We start from the raw sequence: 15,430 nt of genomic DNA on the forward strand, positions 1-15,430 counted from the left end.
TCCGTATGGCCTTAACTCCCTATAGGAAGTGGTCAAAATTATCTGCTTGGAAAGACTCAAGATTAGATATATTTTAGCTTTCCAAAATAACGCTTCTTCATATTATCCGTATATGAGATAAATGTCAATAGATTTTTTGGCTTTTTTTGAATTAACATAAATTGGTGATGCATGGGGACGGTTCTGATGCATCACGTAAAGGAAAAGGGACGGTTCTTCTGCTTCAAAATGAAGCAGAAGAACCGTCCCCATGTGTTAATTTCTGATCAGATAATCAAATGCGCCTAAGGCTGCAGTTGCTCCTGATCCCATTGAAATGATGATTTGTTTAAATGCGCTGTCGGTACAATCACCTGCAGCAAAGACTCCAGAGAGGGTTGTAGCGCCGTGTTTGTCTACAATAACTTCACCGAAGCGAGTGCGTTCAACTGTACCTTCTAACCACTCGGTGTTTGGAACAAGACCGATTTGAACGAACACACCCTGTAGTTCAACATGGTGTTCCTCGCCAGTTGCACGGTCAACATAGGTAATACCGTTTACTTTGTCAGTACCGGTAATTTCTTTTGTTTGTGCATTCTTGATGACTGTTGCATTAGGAAGGCTGTTTAGTCTGTCTTGCAGGACGGAATCAGCCTTCAGCTCCGGAGCAAATTCAATAACAGTTACATGCTTCACAATACCTGCAAGGTCAATTGCTGCTTCAATGCCGGAATTTCCGCCGCCGATAACGGCCACGTCTTTACCGGCAAACAATGGACCATCACAGTGAGGGCAGTAGGCTACACCTTTGTTCTTGAATTCCGCTTCGCCAGGAACATTGACATTACGCCAGCGTGCACCTGTTGAAAGGATGACTGTCTTACTTTTTAGAACAGCGCCGTTTTCAAGCTCAACTTCAACGAGGTCATTTTTTTCCAAGCGTTTCGCACGCTGCAGATTCATGACATCAACATTGTACTCTTTCACATGCTCTTCGAGACTTGCTGCGAGCTTAGGACCTTCCGTGTATTTCGTACCAATCAGGTTCTCAATGCCAAGCGTGTCCATCACCTGTCCGCCAAATCGTTCCGCGACAATACCAGTGCGGATGCCTTTACGCGCAGCGTAAATGGCGGCACTCGCACCAGCAGGGCCGCCGCCGATCACAAGGACATCGAATGGATCCTTGTTGGCAAACTCGGATGCATCTGGCTCGCTGCCAATCTTGGCAAGGATCTCTTCTAATGACATACGGCCGCTGCCGAAGGATTCCCCATTTAGGAATACCGTTGGAACAGCCATGATGTCTTTGCTTTCAACTTCTGCTTTAAATGCCGCACCATCAATCATTGTATGAGTGATGGTTGGGTTAAGAACGCTCATCACATTCAGTGCTTGTACAACATCAGGACAGTTGTGGCAGGTTAGGCTAACGTAAGTTTCAAAGTGATATTCACCTTTGATGTTTTTCACTTGGTCGATGACTTTTTGGTCAACCTTTGGTGCTCTTCCGCTAACCTGAAGCAGTGCCAACACTAGGGAAGTAAATTCGTGTCCAAGTGGGACTCCGGCAAATGTTACCCCCGCGTCTTCTCCAATCCGATTCACACTAAAGCTTGGCGTTCTCTGCAATTCTGTTTTCTCTACCTTAATACGGTTTGACATGGCAGCTAATTCGTCCACAAGGGCCATCATGTCACGAGAAACGTCATCCGATCCAGCGCTAACTTTAAGCAGCACATCGCCCTCCATCATTTGAAGGTATTGGGCTAATTGTGCTTTTATATCTGCATCTAAAATCATGGTTATGACTCCTTAAATTTTGCCGACAAGATCAAGGCTTGGCTTAAGAGTTTGAGCTCCTTCTTGCCATTTAGCAGGGCAAACTTCACCTGGGTTGTTACGAACGTATTGTGCTGCTTTAATCTTATTTACGATTGTGCTTGCGTCACGGCCGATGCCATCTGCATTGATTTCCATAGCTTGGACAATGCCGTCAGGATCGATGATGAAAGTTCCGCGTTGTGCAAGACCTTCTGCTTCATCTAATACATCGAATGCACGAGTAACCTTTTGCGCAGGGTCGCCAATCATAATATATTCAATTTTGCTGATGGCTGGTGAATGATCATGCCATGCTTTATGAGTGAAGTGAGTGTCTGTTGAACAAGAGTATACTTCAACGCCAAGATCTTTAAGAGTTGCATATTGGTTTTGCAGGTCTTCTAATTCAGTAGGGCATACGAATGTGAAGTCTGCTGGATAGAAGCAAAGGACGCTCCACTTACCTTTGAAAGTTTCTTCAGAAACTGAGATAAACTCACCATTTTGGTAAGCTTGTGCTAAGAATGGTTGTACTTCTTTACCGATTAAAGACATAATGATCTTCCTCCTGAGGGTGTATTAATAAATAGTTCACTATAGCATTATAGCCAAAACTACATGGAACTAATTATTTTCCTTTTAATTATAATTAGTTTTTTAAAATAATTCTAATACAAGAGATATTATTATATAAATATTGCCATTTTGTCAAGGAGAATGAACTTTTATTTAAAATAATTGGCGTCAATCAATATACTGGAAAATAAACTCCAATTTTCAATTGCTATTAACATTTCTCAATTAACTGATGCACGGGGACGGTTCTTCTGCCTCACTGAGGCAGAAGAACCGTCCCCGTGCATCTTTTTTGGATACAATGAATAATGAAGGGAGTGATCCAAGTGGCTGCGGGCGAAGACTTTCAGTTGCGTTTACAACATATTGAGCTTTTATCATCCACTCTGTATTCGGGGATTGAAATTTTCCTTGTCCTTGATGGTGAATTGGTGATTGAAACCAATAGCCGATTTTATCACCTTAAAGAATATGACTACCTTATTATTAACAGAAATCAAATATATCAAGTCCAAGGTACGAAGAAAAATACGGTTTTAACATTAAGTATTTCTGATTCTTTTATTTCGCAATATTATCCGGAGTACCGTCGTTATCAATTTGAGCTGTTTTCCCAGCAAATAGATAGAGGGAAAGAAAATTTGATGTCGGAAATGCGGAAACTGTTTGCACAATTAATGGTTATTTATTGCAGACAGGATGAAGGCTACCGTCTAGAGATGCACGAAATGCTTTGTAAGATATTAATCACTTTAATTCGCCGATTTAAAAAGCAGGGAAGGGTATCTGAAAATATTCATGTCAAGGATACCAGGCTGAAGCAGATTATCTTGTATCTTGAACAGCATTATGATGAACAGCTCACCTTGGAGGACGTTGCTCATAAATTTTATCTGTCTCCCAGTTATTTCTCGCGATATTTTAAACAGCAATTAGGGGCAGGCTTTATCAATTTTTTAATGAATATTCGTTTAGAGCACAGCGTTAAAGATTTGCTCTATACAACCGAATCGATTACGTATATATCGTTGAAAAATGGCTTCCCCAATACCAAATCCTTTTCAAATTTGTTTAAAAAGGTATATGGTGAAACGCCGCACACTTTTCGTGAAAAGCACTCACAGGAAAAAGTTGTTCTCGTTGAAAGCCTTCAGCTTCAAGAATCAGAGATCCTTCTTAGTTCTCCAGATATATTAATGAAATTAGGCGTTCTTATAGCGGAAGGTGAAACTACCAAACCCTTTAGTAATACAGAAGCCGGCTTTGAAGAGCTGGAAATTGATGTGAGTTCGGTAAACATAAAAATATTAAATCATCCAAACCCTATTTTAATGATCGGCGAACTAAGGGAATTACTAAAGAACCCCGTTCGAACACAAGTGCTGTTAGCAAAAGAAGATTTACAAATCAAATATGTTGGAATTCAGAAATTATTGAGTGGGAGAACGATATCTCCAGCGGTAGAAACAGATGAATTAATACCAACGACATCACCGTATTATAATTCGGATGAAGTCATTCAGTTTATGAAAACGAATGATTTGTCTTTATATATTCAAGTAAACTACGCCGAAATATCATCCGATGAAAATGCCTATCTTCATAAACTGCAGAGCTTTTTAAAACACTGCTTACAAGTATTCGGTGAAAGTTATCTTGCCACCTGGTGCTTTTTATTTTCAGAAACATTTGATCAGGCTTTTGCGAGTAAACAATTAGAGAGATTTTATTTGAAACTGCGAAAGTTAATAAAAACAGAAATTCCTTCGATTCAAGTAGGGGCGTTTTTACCTTTTTCATTTACCGCAGGTACAACAAATGACCAGTATAAGTGGATTTTGCAGCAAGCTGCGGAAATTGATTTTCTCGCCTATAAAGTCAGCCCTAATGAAGTGATCAATTTTAAAGAATTAATCGACCACCATTATGGGTTGGCAAAAGATTTTATCAAGGAAAAAACGGAAAAATTAAAGCAATATTTAAAAGCGCATTCCATTGAGAAGCCGCTGCATTTGCTAACTTGGAACACCATTTCAGGAAATACCCGTTATACGAACGGAACCTTTTTCCGGGGAGCTTTAATCTTGAACGATGCCATTAAAGTTTCAGATGATGTGAAAACGCTCGGTTTCTGGATTAATACCGAAACACACGAGCAAAATATGGGAGGAAAAGATATTCCACTAGAAGGAATGGAGCTGTTTCATTATTTTAATGGAAAGCGGCCTGTCTATTATGCCATGTCATTCTTCAAAAAATTGCAAGGTAAAGTAGTCGCAAAGGGTCCGTCTTATATCATGACAGAAAATGAACGCGGCTATCAGCTTGTGTTAATGAACAGTAATATTGTGAACCCCTATTTTTCAATTGAAGAAACTTTTTTGCAAAAATTAATGAGAGAAATGCGGGTAACGATTAAAGGGATTCCCTGCGGTGAATATCAAATTCGCAAATATGTTTTTGATAAAGACCATGGGGCCCTTTATAAAAACTGGAGGGAAAACAATAGTAAATATGGTATGGACCAAGAGATTATTGACTATATTATCCGGACAAGCCATCCAAGCTTAGAGGTTTTTGATGAAATGATTGATGAAGAGTGGTCTTTTTACTCCTATTTAACTGTAAATGCGGTTCACTTTTTTGAAATAAGAAAAGTCATTCTATAATGTAAAAAATTGACCGCAAAATTTTGTGTTCCTATTTTTTAAGTTAATAAATACCTTTGACGATACGGTTATCTGCACAAAAAATGACTCCTTTTACAAGGGGTCATTTTTTTATAATAAAGGCACAAGATGATTTAAATCACCTTCACACTTGCAGGTTAATTAAGACTAAAAAAACAAATTATAAGGTCAAGGAGGAATTTATGATGACCACCTATAAAGGAACAAATAAATTAATTACCGGGATTGTGTTTGGCGTTATTACATTCTGGCTGTTTGCACAAGCAATGGTCAACGTCGTCCCATCTGTTCAAGCGGATTTAGGGGTATCACTTGAGGCGTTGAATATAGCGATTAGTTTAAGTGCTTTATTTTCAGGGATGTTTATTGTGGCTGCGGGCGGGCTCGCAGATAAAATAGGACGTAAAAAAATTACCAATATTGGTTTGATTTTAAGCATTATCGGCTCGCTTTGTTTAGTGTTTGCTCAAGGGGCGGTTCTTCTTATTATCGGACGTATCATTCAAGGCTTATCTGCAGCATGTATTATGCCGGCAACCATTGCGTTAGTAAAAGCGTATTATGAGGGAGCGGATCGGCAGCGGGCATTAAGCTTTTGGTCCATCGGTTCTTGGGGCGGATCAGGGGTTTGTTCGTTCGCAGGGGGCGCGATTGCTACTTACATGGGATGGCGATGGATCTTTATCTTCTCCATCATATTTGCTCTTCTTGGTATGTTTTTAATTAAGGACACTCCTGAAAGTAAGGGCGAAACATTTGGTGCTTTTAAATTCGATTATGCAGGCTTAGTCATCTTCATTATTACCATGCTTGCATTAAACGTATTTATCGCTTTTGGAGCAGACTTAGGATGGACAAGCCCAACTACCATCATTCTTGCAGCAGTTGCGATTGTTGGAGCGATTGTTTTTTTCAAAGTGGAAAGAAACAAAGCTATCGTGTTAATCGACTTTTCTTTATTTAAAAATAAGCCATATGCAGGAGCGACTTATTCAAACTTCCTATTAAATGCGATCGCAGGCACACTTGTTGTCGCAAACACTTATGTACAAGTCGGCAGGGGATTCACAGCCTTCCAATCAGGTATGCTGTCACTCGGCTACTTGGTTGCGGTGTTAGCCATGATTCGTGTCGGTGAGAAAATTCTTCAAAAAGTTGGCGCAAAGAAACCGATGATTTGGGGAACGATTATTACAACTATTGGCGTTGCGATGATGGGATTAACCTTCCTGAATGACTTAACATATACCGTTGCCGTGTTTATTGGCTTTGCCTTATTTGGCCTGGGACTTGGAATATATGCAACACCTTCTACCGATACTTCAGTATCCAATGCTCCATCTAATAAAGTGGGGGAAGCAGCCGGAATTTATAAAATGGCAAGTTCGCTTGGGGGAGCCTTCGGAGTGGCGATTTCCGCGACAGTCTACAGCACAATGGCGGCCGTTACCAGCATTGAATTCGCAGCAACCGCAGGTGTCATCGTGAATGTGATCTTTGGTGTGCTGGCGCTGTTATCCATTATCATCATGGTTCCTCAAAATGCAGGGAAAGAGAAAGAGCGGGAGCGTGTAATGAAGGCCGAACCACAAGCAAGTTAATGTGCGGAGAATTTTACAAAAAAGATTGAATGGAGGAACTGGGAATGAAGAACAAACTTATGCAAATGTTAGAAGAGTGTAAAGATGAAATGATCGAAATTCGCCGATATCTTCATGAACATCCTGAACTATCGTTTCAAGAAGAAAACACAAGCAGATATATTGAAGAGTTTTACAAAGGGAAAGATGTCAAAGTAGATCGGAAAGTGGGCGGCGGCAACGGGTTAATCGTGACGATTACTGGCGGAAAGCCAGGGAAGACGATTGGATTACGCGCTGATTTCGATGCTCTGCCAATATTTGAAGAAACAGATGTCCCGTTTAAATCGAAAAATCCAGGTGTCATGCATGCCTGCGCTCATGACGGCCATACAGCCTATCTCATGATCTTAGCCGACTGTTTAATCCAATTAAAGGATGAGATCCCTGGTACGATTAAAATCATTCACCAGCCTGCTGAAGAGGTACCGCCAGGCGGAGCGATCGGCATGATCGAATCAGGGCTGCTTGATGATTTGGACAATATTTTCGGTATTCATTTACTGCCAATGGGACCTTCCGGGGTTGTTGGCTATAACAGTGGATACGTCTTTCCTGGACGTGCCTACTTTAAATTAAAGGTCCAAGGGGTAGGCGGCCATGGTTCTTCGCCTCATTTAGCCAATGATGCGATTGTCGCCGGAGCTCATTTTGTAACGGCTGTTCAAACCGTTATCAGCCGCCGCTTAAACCCATTTGATATGGGCGTCGTCACGATTGGTTCATTTGACGGAAAGGGCACCTTTAATGTTATTAAGGATAGCGTCGAAATTGAAGGCGATGTGCGGGCAATGACAGATGAAACCCGTACGTTAATCGAAACAGAAATTCGCCGTATTTCAAGAGGGATTGAAGAAGAATTTAACGTTACTTGTGAGTTGACGTATACACCAGACTATCCGCCGCTCTATAATAATCCGGACCTAACGGAAATGGTGGCAGAGATTCTAAAAAATGCAAATGATAAAGATATTACGGAAGTACAGGAATTCCCGAAATTATCACCATCAGAAGACTTTGCACACTATGCGAAAAAATTCCCAGCCTGCTTCTTCTACATTTGCTGTACACCAAAAGGGGTTGAAAAACCATACTTCAACCACCATCCGAAATTCGACATTGATGAAGACGCCCTCCTAGTAGCAGCAAAAGCTGTCGGCCAGGTTGTTTGCGGTTATTATGGAATATGATGCATGGGTGATGCATGGGGACGGTTCTTCTGCTTCAAAAAATGAAGCAAAAGAACTGTCCCCGTGTTTTAATCTTCTTTATAGAAGCGCTCTCCGGTTTCCGGATTGAAGTAAACGACTAATTTTTTATTTGTGGTTGGATCAATGGATACCTCATTTGTTCGGATGAAGCCTTTAGGTACTTGCTGTCCATGTTTATTCTTGAAGCGGCGGTCCCAAATGAGCCAGGAGAGGATGATTAGAATAATCAGGATGAAGAATTGGATGCCGTAAAATCCCAAAATCCACTTCATTGTTTATTCCTTTTCCGCAACAACAGCTGTTCCGTAAGCAACAATTTCACTCATATTCTGGCCGATTTCTCCTGAGTCAAAGCGCATCATAACGATCGCGTTTGCCCCCATTGCGGCAGCATTTTTCACCATCCGGTCAATCGCTTGTTTCCTGGCATCTTCAAGCATTTCTGTATACTGATTGATTTCGCCGCCAACAAGCCCCTTTAAGGAAGCCATAATATCCTTGCCAATTCCTCTTGCCCTGACAGTTAATCCAAATACAGGACCTAACACTTCTGTCACTTTATGATTCGCAATATTCTCAGTTGTTACGATAATCATACCGATCCGCCCCTTAACAAAAATAATACCTACATGTCTATTTTACTTGCCGTTGGATATAAATACCATTACTTTTTAGTGTGCAAGGGGCCGGTTCTTCTTTTCATTGAAACCCCAAATAATCACTCCTATAATTAAAGGTGTTTAACAACTTTAGAAAGAGTGAGTAACGAACATGTCTATTTTAAAAAACGACTGGGAGCATTTGCTAGAAGGGGAGTTTGAGAAACCATATTATCAACGTTTGCGGAAAGTATTGGCCGCAGAGTATCAAACAAGAGAGATTTATCCCGATAAATATGATATTTATAATGCGCTGCATTTTACCCCTTATCATGATACGAAAGTAGTGATTATAGGCCAAGACCCATATCATGGTCCCGGTCAGGCCCATGGTTTAAGTTTTTCAGTTAAACCGGGGGTAGGAGTTCCGCCGTCTTTGCAAAATATTTATAAGGAACTGCAGTCTGATTTGGGGTGCTATATTCCCAATAATGGTTTCTTGGAGAAGTGGGCTAAACAGGGCGTATTAATGCTGAATGCGGTCTTAACCGTCCAAGCGGGAACCCCAAACTCGCATAAAGGCCTTGGCTGGGAGATGTTCACGGACAAAGTTATAGAAACATTAAATCATAGGGAGACACCGGTAGTGTTTATCCTTTGGGGGAATTTTGCCCAACAAAAACAACAGCTGATAACCTCATCACGGCATTTCATTATAAAGTCGCCGCACCCAAGCCCATTTTCCGCCAACAGGGGCTTCTTTGGCAGCAAGCCCTTTTCCCGTGCGAATGCAATTTTGCGTGAACTGGGAATGGAGGAGATTGATTGGCAGATACCTAATCTATAGAATGATGCAAAGGGACGGTTCTTCTGCTTTAAAAAATCAAGCAGAAGAACCGTCCCTTTGTCTCATCTTTAATAAACGATAACTGGCTGATAGGCACTGAGGTTATTGTATACGGTTTTCATCACGCTTGGCGGTGTATTGACACAGCCGTGTGATCCTGCCGCAAGATAGGCTTTACTTCCCCAATTTGATCGCCAGCTGGCATCGTGGAACCCCTGGCCATCATTTGTAAAAGGTGCCCAATAATCAACAGGAGTCTGATAAGTGATTTTTCCGTTTTCTCTACCTGTTAGGGTGGCATGCGTTTGCTTATAGAGGATATACCACACTCCTGGTGATGTACCATGACCGGTGTTCTGTGTGCCTGTTACGACATTCGTCGTGACGACTAATTGTCCATTTTTGTATATCCAAATCCGCTGCTCAGCAATGGAGACTTCGGCATACGTATCGCCAATGCCATTGTTCGTAATCGTATCATATCCGTAGCCTTCACCTTTCCAGCCCTTACCGTAAATATTGGAAGCGGCAACGGATTTCTCCCCATTTTCAAAAGCGGCCAGAATCCGCGGTATTTCTTTATCAACGTTTATGGCCCAGCCATAGCCTTTGCCTTTTACCGATATCACTGAACCTGAATGAGTCTTGAATGAGAAATCTTTATTTAATGTGGATTGTGAATTATTAATTTCAGCGATCTTATTCTTTATATCACTTGCATCATCAATCTTAATCTGCAAATCTTTTGAAATGGACGCATTTTTAATTAATTCGCTGGCGTTTAACGAAAAGACTTTATCCTGAACCTTATATTCAACGGATTGCGCAAGGAATGCCTCCAGCTTTTTCTGTTGATTTTTTATAATCTCGCTGTCTTCTTTAATGGGCTGTATATATGTAGGATTAAGATGGATTTCACTAATGTATTCCTGCTTATCGAAGTCCTTTAGAAGACCGGCGACATCTAACTGTTCACCGCCAACGCTGTTAGTGACAACAATCTTCCCTTGTTCTAAATGAACCGTTGCATCTTTTGGTGCGTTTAAAGTCGGATTCATGGATAGCAGCTTTTCTTCCAACTGTTTTTTCAACGTCTGATTTCGGTATTGGTCCTGATTTACAGGCATTAATGAATAATCTTTTGCTTTTGAAGACGGAAAAAACGTCCACTGGCTTCTTAATAATTTTTCTACATCGGCCAAATCTTTGTCCGTAAATGCCATCTTCGTATCTTCGCCATCTATAATTTGCTGATCACCGATATAGACCACGTTTTTTAATTCGGTTGTTTTTAACTTATCAAGTGCTTGCTCAGCACTCATTCCACTGACTTTTATGCCATTAATCTTTATATTTGAATTAAAGTGGGTTGCCTGATAATAGCTGCCTGCTGCAATAACTGCAAAAACAATAATGATACATCCAGTGATAAACTTCCAGTTTGCAAACCACTTTGATGGATTGGCGCGTTGTTGATTAATTTCATTAATATTTACCATACTTTCCATAAAGACACTCCCCACTTTAGGTAATTTCAGCTATACATCTTATGACGTTAAATATATTAGTTATGTTTCAAGTTTTACTATTTTTTAACAAAATCATTAAATTGTAACTACTATTCTACTAAATGTAATCGTCAAACATTGTCGTATTTTGTTTGCACGTAAAAAATTCTGGGATCGGAATGATGGGGAACTTTAACCTTCTTTTTTCATAATGTAAATTAATCAAGTACGGAGGAGTAACCAAATTGAACCATATTGAAATGATCCCAGGAAGATTGTACGCAGGGGGGAGTATTTCTTCCGATGACTGGAACTTTGTTAAAAGAAAAATATCGGCAATCGTAAACCTCCGCATAACCCCTGATCAGCCTGAATTTGATTTTTCAAGGAGAGTTATGATTTGGTCACCCATCTTTCTCTGGGTTAAACCAAGCGTGGAATGGTTAGATAATTTGATGAAGCAAATAAACAAGCTGGTGGACCGGGGGCATCGAGTTCTAATCCATTGCAGGTTTGGCATACACAGAACTGGATTTATTCTAACTGCTTTTTATATGTACCGATATCGGTTAGATCGAGAACAGGCACTGCGGAAAGTCAGGAGAAAGAAACCAGATGTCGCACCGCCGCCCATTTATATGGAAGTATTATCAAAATACGAAAAATTTCTGGGCATAAAATGAAACATGGGGACGGTTCTTCTGCCTCTTTAGGCAGAAGAACCGTCCCCATGTTTCATTTAACTTCTCTTAAGCCCTTCCCGTCGTGAATTTCTTGAATCCCTTCCTCACAAACTCCGTAGGAACGCCAGGAGCATGTTTCGCAGATAGTTTGAATATCGGCGGGGACGACAAATTTTCGGATGTGTGATTCGATCTCTTCCCAACTCAGAATTTGTCCGATTTTAAGCCCCATTTTCTCTAAAATAGCAGCGTCTCTTTCATAAATATGATTGTCTTCGCAGTGGTATTGCCCAGAGTTAGGGTATTTTTCGCACAACTGATCAGGTCCATCTACAAGATGAATTAAAGTTGTGGGGTTTTTTCGCAAGTTTTCATGCAAACGTGTCATATTTTTCACGTATTCTTCGGAATAGCCCATTCCCCGATAGCCGAGAAGGCAAAAAAGATGATGACCTCGCAGCCTATACATAATTCTCCCCCCATTTAACGTTAAAGGTAAACCTGAAATGAAATCTAGTTAACATATTATAACACGTTTAATGATGCAAAGGGACGGTTCTTCTGCTTCAAAAGCAGAAGAACCGTCTCCTTTTTTATATTGCTTGTGATGCACGAGAACCGTCCCCATGCATCATATCCTGTTATAATAAATATCATATACTTTTTAATATATAGGGTGGTTGAATGGGATTTAAGAGACCGAGTTTAGAGGAGAAATTAAGTCAGCAGTCTAGTGATATTTTCGTTGGGCGTGAAGAAATTTTATTGGATTTTTTTAGGGAGGATAGCCAGGCTCCGCTTTCCTTGGAAACATATAAGGTTCGCTCCTTTTATGGGGTAGGAGGCATTGGGAAAACAGCTCTCAGGAAGGAGATGGTCAAAAGAATCCAACAGAACTTGGATACTGTTGGCATTCTAAATTTTGAAACAAAGGAGCATCAAAAAATTGATAATGCTCTTATTCATTTAAGAAAATCTTTAGGGAAAAAGTACAAAATAAATTTCGCCTTCTTTGATATTGCCTATTCCTTGTACATGAATAAAGCTTACCCAAATCTCGCTTTAAACGACTCATCCGCCCCGCTATTAGATGAAAGTGACTTCCTTTTAGATGTCATCAATACAGTAAAGGAAATTCCGGGCATTAGTCTTGTTCCTAAAATATATAACTTATATCATAAAGGCCATAAATTAGTAACAAGGTATTTAAATGAAAGGAAAATGAGCTATTTATCTTTGTTGTCTGATAAAGATGCATCTGAACTCCTCTTATTGCTGCCGCAAATTTTCAGTGAGGATTTGATGGATTATATCCAAAAAAATGCCGCTAAAGTTTATATTTTTATAGATACATATGAAGCTTTATGGGAAGACCAGCGTTTAAAAGGGGACGAGTTTTACGTAGATGAATGGATTCGCGAGTGGATTCAAGTCACCCCAGGCATAACATGGGTGATTTTTGGACGGGAACGGTTACGATGGGCCGAGAAAGATAAAGATTGGAATGATGTCATCGTTCAGACGCAGCTCACCTCATTAGGAGAAGAAGTTGGGGCGGAGATTTTACGCCGTCACGGCATTTATCAAGAAGAAATCATCTCTACGATATTGGGCTACTCTAAAGGGCTCCCGTATTCGATTGAACTTTCCGTCGATTTATTTAAAAGAATTTTAAAAGAACGGGAACCCGTAAAGGAAGATTTCCAATTTGAGAAAAATGTAGAAAAGTTGTTCACTCGGTTCATGAAATACCTGACAAAGGGGGAACGAAGAGCGTTAGAGTTGTTGGCTCTCACCCGTTCCTGGGATCGCGAGTTATTTACACTCCTTGTGAAACAATTTGATATTGGCTTTTATGCGGATGATTTTGATGACCTTATTCAATTTTCTTTTATAAAAATGGGTGCTGATGGAAGATGGGAAATGCATTCTTTGATGCGTGAAAGCTTGCGCGACCATATTGGAATTCATAAATTTATGGAAGGAAACCAGTTTTTATTCCGATACTTTTCATCACAGCTAAGTCAATATGAATTCAATTCAACAGTAGAAAAGCCCTCTTTTTGGCTGGATGAATCATTTTTTCATGGGTTTAGTTTGGCGGTGAAGAATTTAATGCCGTTAGAGGAGTTTGTAGAATGGTTCAGAGCGGAGGACTCCAGATTTTTTAATTACGGTAAGTGGGAGGTTCCCATTCCTCTGCATCAGCAGCTAATCAACTATCTTGACCCGATACCAACAGACAAGGCAGGTCAGTTATTGGCAATCATTGTTTATGACTTGGCTTTTATTTATTTTAAACAAACAAAATATCAAGAAGCGGAAAAGCAGTTTAGAAAAGCAGTGGATCTTGCTGAGAAGGTATACGGGCCAAATAATAGCTTTACAGCAAAAACCTATTATGGCTTGGCTACCATCTTTCATAATCAGGGAAAATTTGAGGAAGCGGAGCCTTTATATTTAGAGTCATTAAGGATTAGGGAGCAGGTCTTGGGTGCAAATCACCTTGGCGTTGCCTTATCTGCCAACAACCTTGCGACACTTTATCAAGATATGGGCAGGCTGGAGGAAGCGGAGCCGCTCTATTTAAAATCAATCGAAATCCGAAAAAGACCGGAGAATTTTGATGAGAGAAAAATTGCCGCAGCATATATCAGTCTTGTCTATTTTTATCACCATAAAAAGGAATACGAGGATGCGGCAAAGATGGGTCTTGCGGTGATTAAGTTTGGTAAAAAAGTCTTTGGTATGACCCATATTAACTTTAGCCAGGCTCTAAATCATTTAGGGAACGTATATATACGGCAAGGAAAGTATCGGAAATCGCTAAATCTTTATCTAAAGGCTTTGCAAATCGTAGTTGGAAATTTGGGGGACTCCTCAGCGGAAGCAGCAAAGGTCTATCACAATCTTGCCGTGTTATCCTTTTTATTAAGTAAGCAGGCAGCCGTATCCGGATATATGGAAAAATGTCTGGAAATAAAGAAAGAGATTTATGGAGACAAGCATTTTCGTTATCTCCAATCAGTAAAGGTCCGTGAACAAATCGATCATCAAGACATTATCCCAGATGGGGTGTTTCTTGATTTTTAGGAGAGATTTCATGTTAAAAGAACCTAACTTTGTCAGGGATGTTCATTTACAATTTTCCGAACCGTTAAAAAAAATTCCTAGTCAGATAAAATACATTATTATTCACCATGCGCAGGAACAGGGCTGGGATATTTATAAGACCCACCACTTTCACCAAGCGGTACGGAAATGGAGTGGAATTGGCTATAACTTTTTTATAGAAGCAAACGGAGATATTCTGAAGGGGAGAGGCTACCATGTAGGCGCCCACGCTTATCATTATAATGAAGTATCACTCGGTATTTGTCTTACTGGAGATTTTGATGTCGACCATCCGACAAAAGAGCAATTGTCGTCAGCGAAAAAACTTTGCCACTATTTAATGAACGAGTTCAAGATCCCTGTATCCGATGTTTTAGGACATCGCGAGTTACCTGGGACAACCAAGACCTGCCCCGGGAAAAACTTCGATATGGATCAATTCCGTGATTTCATCAGTCAAAAATGATGCAAAGGGACGGTTCTTCTGCTTCACGAAGCAGAAGAACCGTCCCTTTGTTTCACACCACTTTAATATAAAAATAAATATCCTGCCCAACCTTTTTCGGTTCGGCTAGAAGTTTATAGCCGTGTTTGACGGCTTCCTCCGGCACACTGCGGAATGATTGCGGGCAGTCCGCGATGACCTGTAATACTTCCCCGATTTTCATAGACTTTAGCGCATCCAGCGCATAAATGACAGGGTATGGTCATGGCTCGCCGCGAATGTCTAAAGTGTAGTTAACATCCATCACCTGT

The 15,430-nt window shown here is 40.4% G+C and carries 14 protein-coding genes; 7 read left to right on the top strand and 7 right to left on the bottom strand.

Going from position 1 to position 15,430, the window contains the following annotated elements; genetic code table 11:
• Positions 1 to 255: 255 nt before the first annotated feature.
• On the bottom strand, positions 256 to 1,785 hold the full coding sequence (ahpF, locus tag ACZ5B7_RS02410) for an alkyl hydroperoxide reductase subunit F (RefSeq protein WP_464492488.1): 1,530 nt from the start codon (positions 1,783 to 1,785) through the stop codon (positions 256 to 258).
• A gap of 12 nt (positions 1,786 to 1,797) precedes the next feature.
• Positions 1,798 to 2,361: an alkyl hydroperoxide reductase subunit C gene (gene ahpC, locus ACZ5B7_RS02415; RefSeq protein ID WP_464492489.1), complete on the bottom strand. Its 564-nt coding sequence runs from the start codon at positions 2,359 to 2,361 to the stop codon at positions 1,798 to 1,800.
• A 347-nt stretch (positions 2,362 to 2,708) separates the two neighbouring features.
• Between ahpC and ACZ5B7_RS02420 the strand changes: the two genes are divergently transcribed.
• The 3 genes from ACZ5B7_RS02420 (at position 2,709) to ACZ5B7_RS02430 (ending at position 7,902) form a co-directional block, all read left to right on the top strand.
• The gene (locus tag ACZ5B7_RS02420; RefSeq protein WP_464492490.1) at positions 2,709 to 5,051 is read left to right on the top strand and encodes a helix-turn-helix domain-containing protein; all 2,343 of its coding nucleotides are present in this window, start codon (positions 2,709 to 2,711) and stop codon (positions 5,049 to 5,051) included.
• Between the two features lie 203 nt (positions 5,052 to 5,254).
• Complete coding sequence (locus ACZ5B7_RS02425; RefSeq protein ID WP_464492491.1) at positions 5,255 to 6,673, top strand: MFS transporter; 1,419 nt, start codon at positions 5,255 to 5,257, stop codon at positions 6,671 to 6,673.
• 44 nt (positions 6,674 to 6,717) lie between these two features.
• Complete coding sequence (locus ACZ5B7_RS02430) at positions 6,718 to 7,902, top strand: amidohydrolase (protein WP_464492492.1); 1,185 nt, start codon at positions 6,718 to 6,720, stop codon at positions 7,900 to 7,902.
• Between the two features lie 68 nt (positions 7,903 to 7,970).
• Here ACZ5B7_RS02430 and ACZ5B7_RS02435 read toward each other — a convergent pair whose 3' ends face one another.
• Entirely contained in the window at positions 7,971 to 8,195 is a 225-nt protein-coding gene (locus ACZ5B7_RS02435) for a hypothetical protein (protein WP_423800601.1), read from the bottom strand.
• 3 nt (positions 8,196 to 8,198) lie between these two features.
• The gene (locus ACZ5B7_RS02440) at positions 8,199 to 8,519 is read right to left on the bottom strand and encodes a YbjQ family protein (protein ID WP_213147589.1); all 321 of its coding nucleotides are present in this window, start codon (positions 8,517 to 8,519) and stop codon (positions 8,199 to 8,201) included.
• Between the two features lie 175 nt (positions 8,520 to 8,694).
• On the opposite strand from ACZ5B7_RS02440, the gene ACZ5B7_RS02445 reads away from it, so the two are divergent.
• Positions 8,695 to 9,369 carry a uracil-DNA glycosylase gene (locus tag ACZ5B7_RS02445; RefSeq protein WP_464492493.1) on the top strand — a complete coding sequence of 225 codons (675 nt, stop codon included), beginning with the start codon at positions 8,695 to 8,697 and terminating at the stop codon, positions 9,367 to 9,369.
• Between the two features lie 68 nt (positions 9,370 to 9,437).
• Here the strand turns inward: ACZ5B7_RS02445 and ACZ5B7_RS02450 are convergent, their stop codons facing one another.
• On the bottom strand, positions 9,438 to 10,877 hold the full coding sequence (locus tag ACZ5B7_RS02450) for a L,D-transpeptidase family protein (protein ID WP_464492494.1): 1,440 nt from the start codon (positions 10,875 to 10,877) through the stop codon (positions 9,438 to 9,440).
• A 245-nt stretch (positions 10,878 to 11,122) separates the two neighbouring features.
• On the opposite strand from ACZ5B7_RS02450, the gene ACZ5B7_RS02455 reads away from it, so the two are divergent.
• Positions 11,123 to 11,560: a protein-tyrosine phosphatase family protein gene (locus ACZ5B7_RS02455; protein WP_378588259.1), complete on the top strand. Its 438-nt coding sequence runs from the start codon at positions 11,123 to 11,125 to the stop codon at positions 11,558 to 11,560.
• A gap of 52 nt (positions 11,561 to 11,612) precedes the next feature.
• Here the strand turns inward: ACZ5B7_RS02455 and ACZ5B7_RS02460 are convergent, their stop codons facing one another.
• The gene (locus tag ACZ5B7_RS02460; RefSeq protein ID WP_464492495.1) at positions 11,613 to 12,029 is read right to left on the bottom strand and encodes a DUF1284 domain-containing protein; all 417 of its coding nucleotides are present in this window, start codon (positions 12,027 to 12,029) and stop codon (positions 11,613 to 11,615) included.
• Between the two features lie 215 nt (positions 12,030 to 12,244).
• Here ACZ5B7_RS02460 and ACZ5B7_RS02465 point away from each other — a divergent pair, with 215 nt between their 5' ends.
• The gene (locus ACZ5B7_RS02465) at positions 12,245 to 14,653 is read left to right on the top strand and encodes a tetratricopeptide repeat protein (protein WP_464492496.1); all 2,409 of its coding nucleotides are present in this window, start codon (positions 12,245 to 12,247) and stop codon (positions 14,651 to 14,653) included.
• Between the two features lie 10 nt (positions 14,654 to 14,663).
• The gene (locus ACZ5B7_RS02470) at positions 14,664 to 15,140 is read left to right on the top strand and encodes a peptidoglycan recognition protein family protein (RefSeq protein ID WP_464492497.1); all 477 of its coding nucleotides are present in this window, start codon (positions 14,664 to 14,666) and stop codon (positions 15,138 to 15,140) included.
• A gap of 52 nt (positions 15,141 to 15,192) precedes the next feature.
• Here the strand turns inward: ACZ5B7_RS02470 and ACZ5B7_RS02475 are convergent, their stop codons facing one another.
• On the bottom strand, positions 15,193 to 15,369 hold the full coding sequence (locus ACZ5B7_RS02475) for a sulfurtransferase TusA family protein (RefSeq protein ID WP_284037878.1): 177 nt from the start codon (positions 15,367 to 15,369) through the stop codon (positions 15,193 to 15,195).
• Between the last annotated feature and the right edge of the window lie 61 nt (positions 15,370 to 15,430).

This window comes from Neobacillus sp. S1115, assembly GCF_055385565.1.

What these genes read in the sequence shown, in the direction of transcription:
- ahpF (WP_464492488.1), bottom strand. Translation starts at nt 1,785, where the DNA reads ATGATTTTAGATGCAGATATAAAAGCACAATTAGCCCAATACCTTCAA.
- ahpC (WP_464492489.1), bottom strand. Translation starts at nt 2,361, where the DNA reads ATGTCTTTAATCGGTAAAGAAGTACAACCATTCTTAGCACAAGCTTAC.
- ACZ5B7_RS02425 (WP_464492491.1), top strand. Translation starts at nt 5,255, where the DNA reads ATGATGACCACCTATAAAGGAACAAATAAATTAATTACCGGGATTGTG.
- ACZ5B7_RS02430 (WP_464492492.1), top strand. Translation starts at nt 6,718, where the DNA reads ATGAAGAACAAACTTATGCAAATGTTAGAAGAGTGTAAAGATGAAATG.
- ACZ5B7_RS02435 (WP_423800601.1), bottom strand. Translation starts at nt 8,195, where the DNA reads ATGAAGTGGATTTTGGGATTTTACGGCATCCAATTCTTCATCCTGATT.
- ACZ5B7_RS02440 (WP_213147589.1), bottom strand. Translation starts at nt 8,519, where the DNA reads ATGATTATCGTAACAACTGAGAATATTGCGAATCATAAAGTGACAGAA.
- ACZ5B7_RS02445 (WP_464492493.1), top strand. Translation starts at nt 8,695, where the DNA reads ATGTCTATTTTAAAAAACGACTGGGAGCATTTGCTAGAAGGGGAGTTT.
- ACZ5B7_RS02450 (WP_464492494.1), bottom strand. Translation starts at nt 10,877, where the DNA reads ATGGAAAGTATGGTAAATATTAATGAAATTAATCAACAACGCGCCAAT.
- ACZ5B7_RS02460 (WP_464492495.1), bottom strand. Translation starts at nt 12,029, where the DNA reads ATGTATAGGCTGCGAGGTCATCATCTTTTTTGCCTTCTCGGCTATCGG.
- ACZ5B7_RS02465 (WP_464492496.1), top strand. Translation starts at nt 12,245, where the DNA reads ATGGGATTTAAGAGACCGAGTTTAGAGGAGAAATTAAGTCAGCAGTCT.
- ACZ5B7_RS02470 (WP_464492497.1), top strand. Translation starts at nt 14,664, where the DNA reads ATGTTAAAAGAACCTAACTTTGTCAGGGATGTTCATTTACAATTTTCC.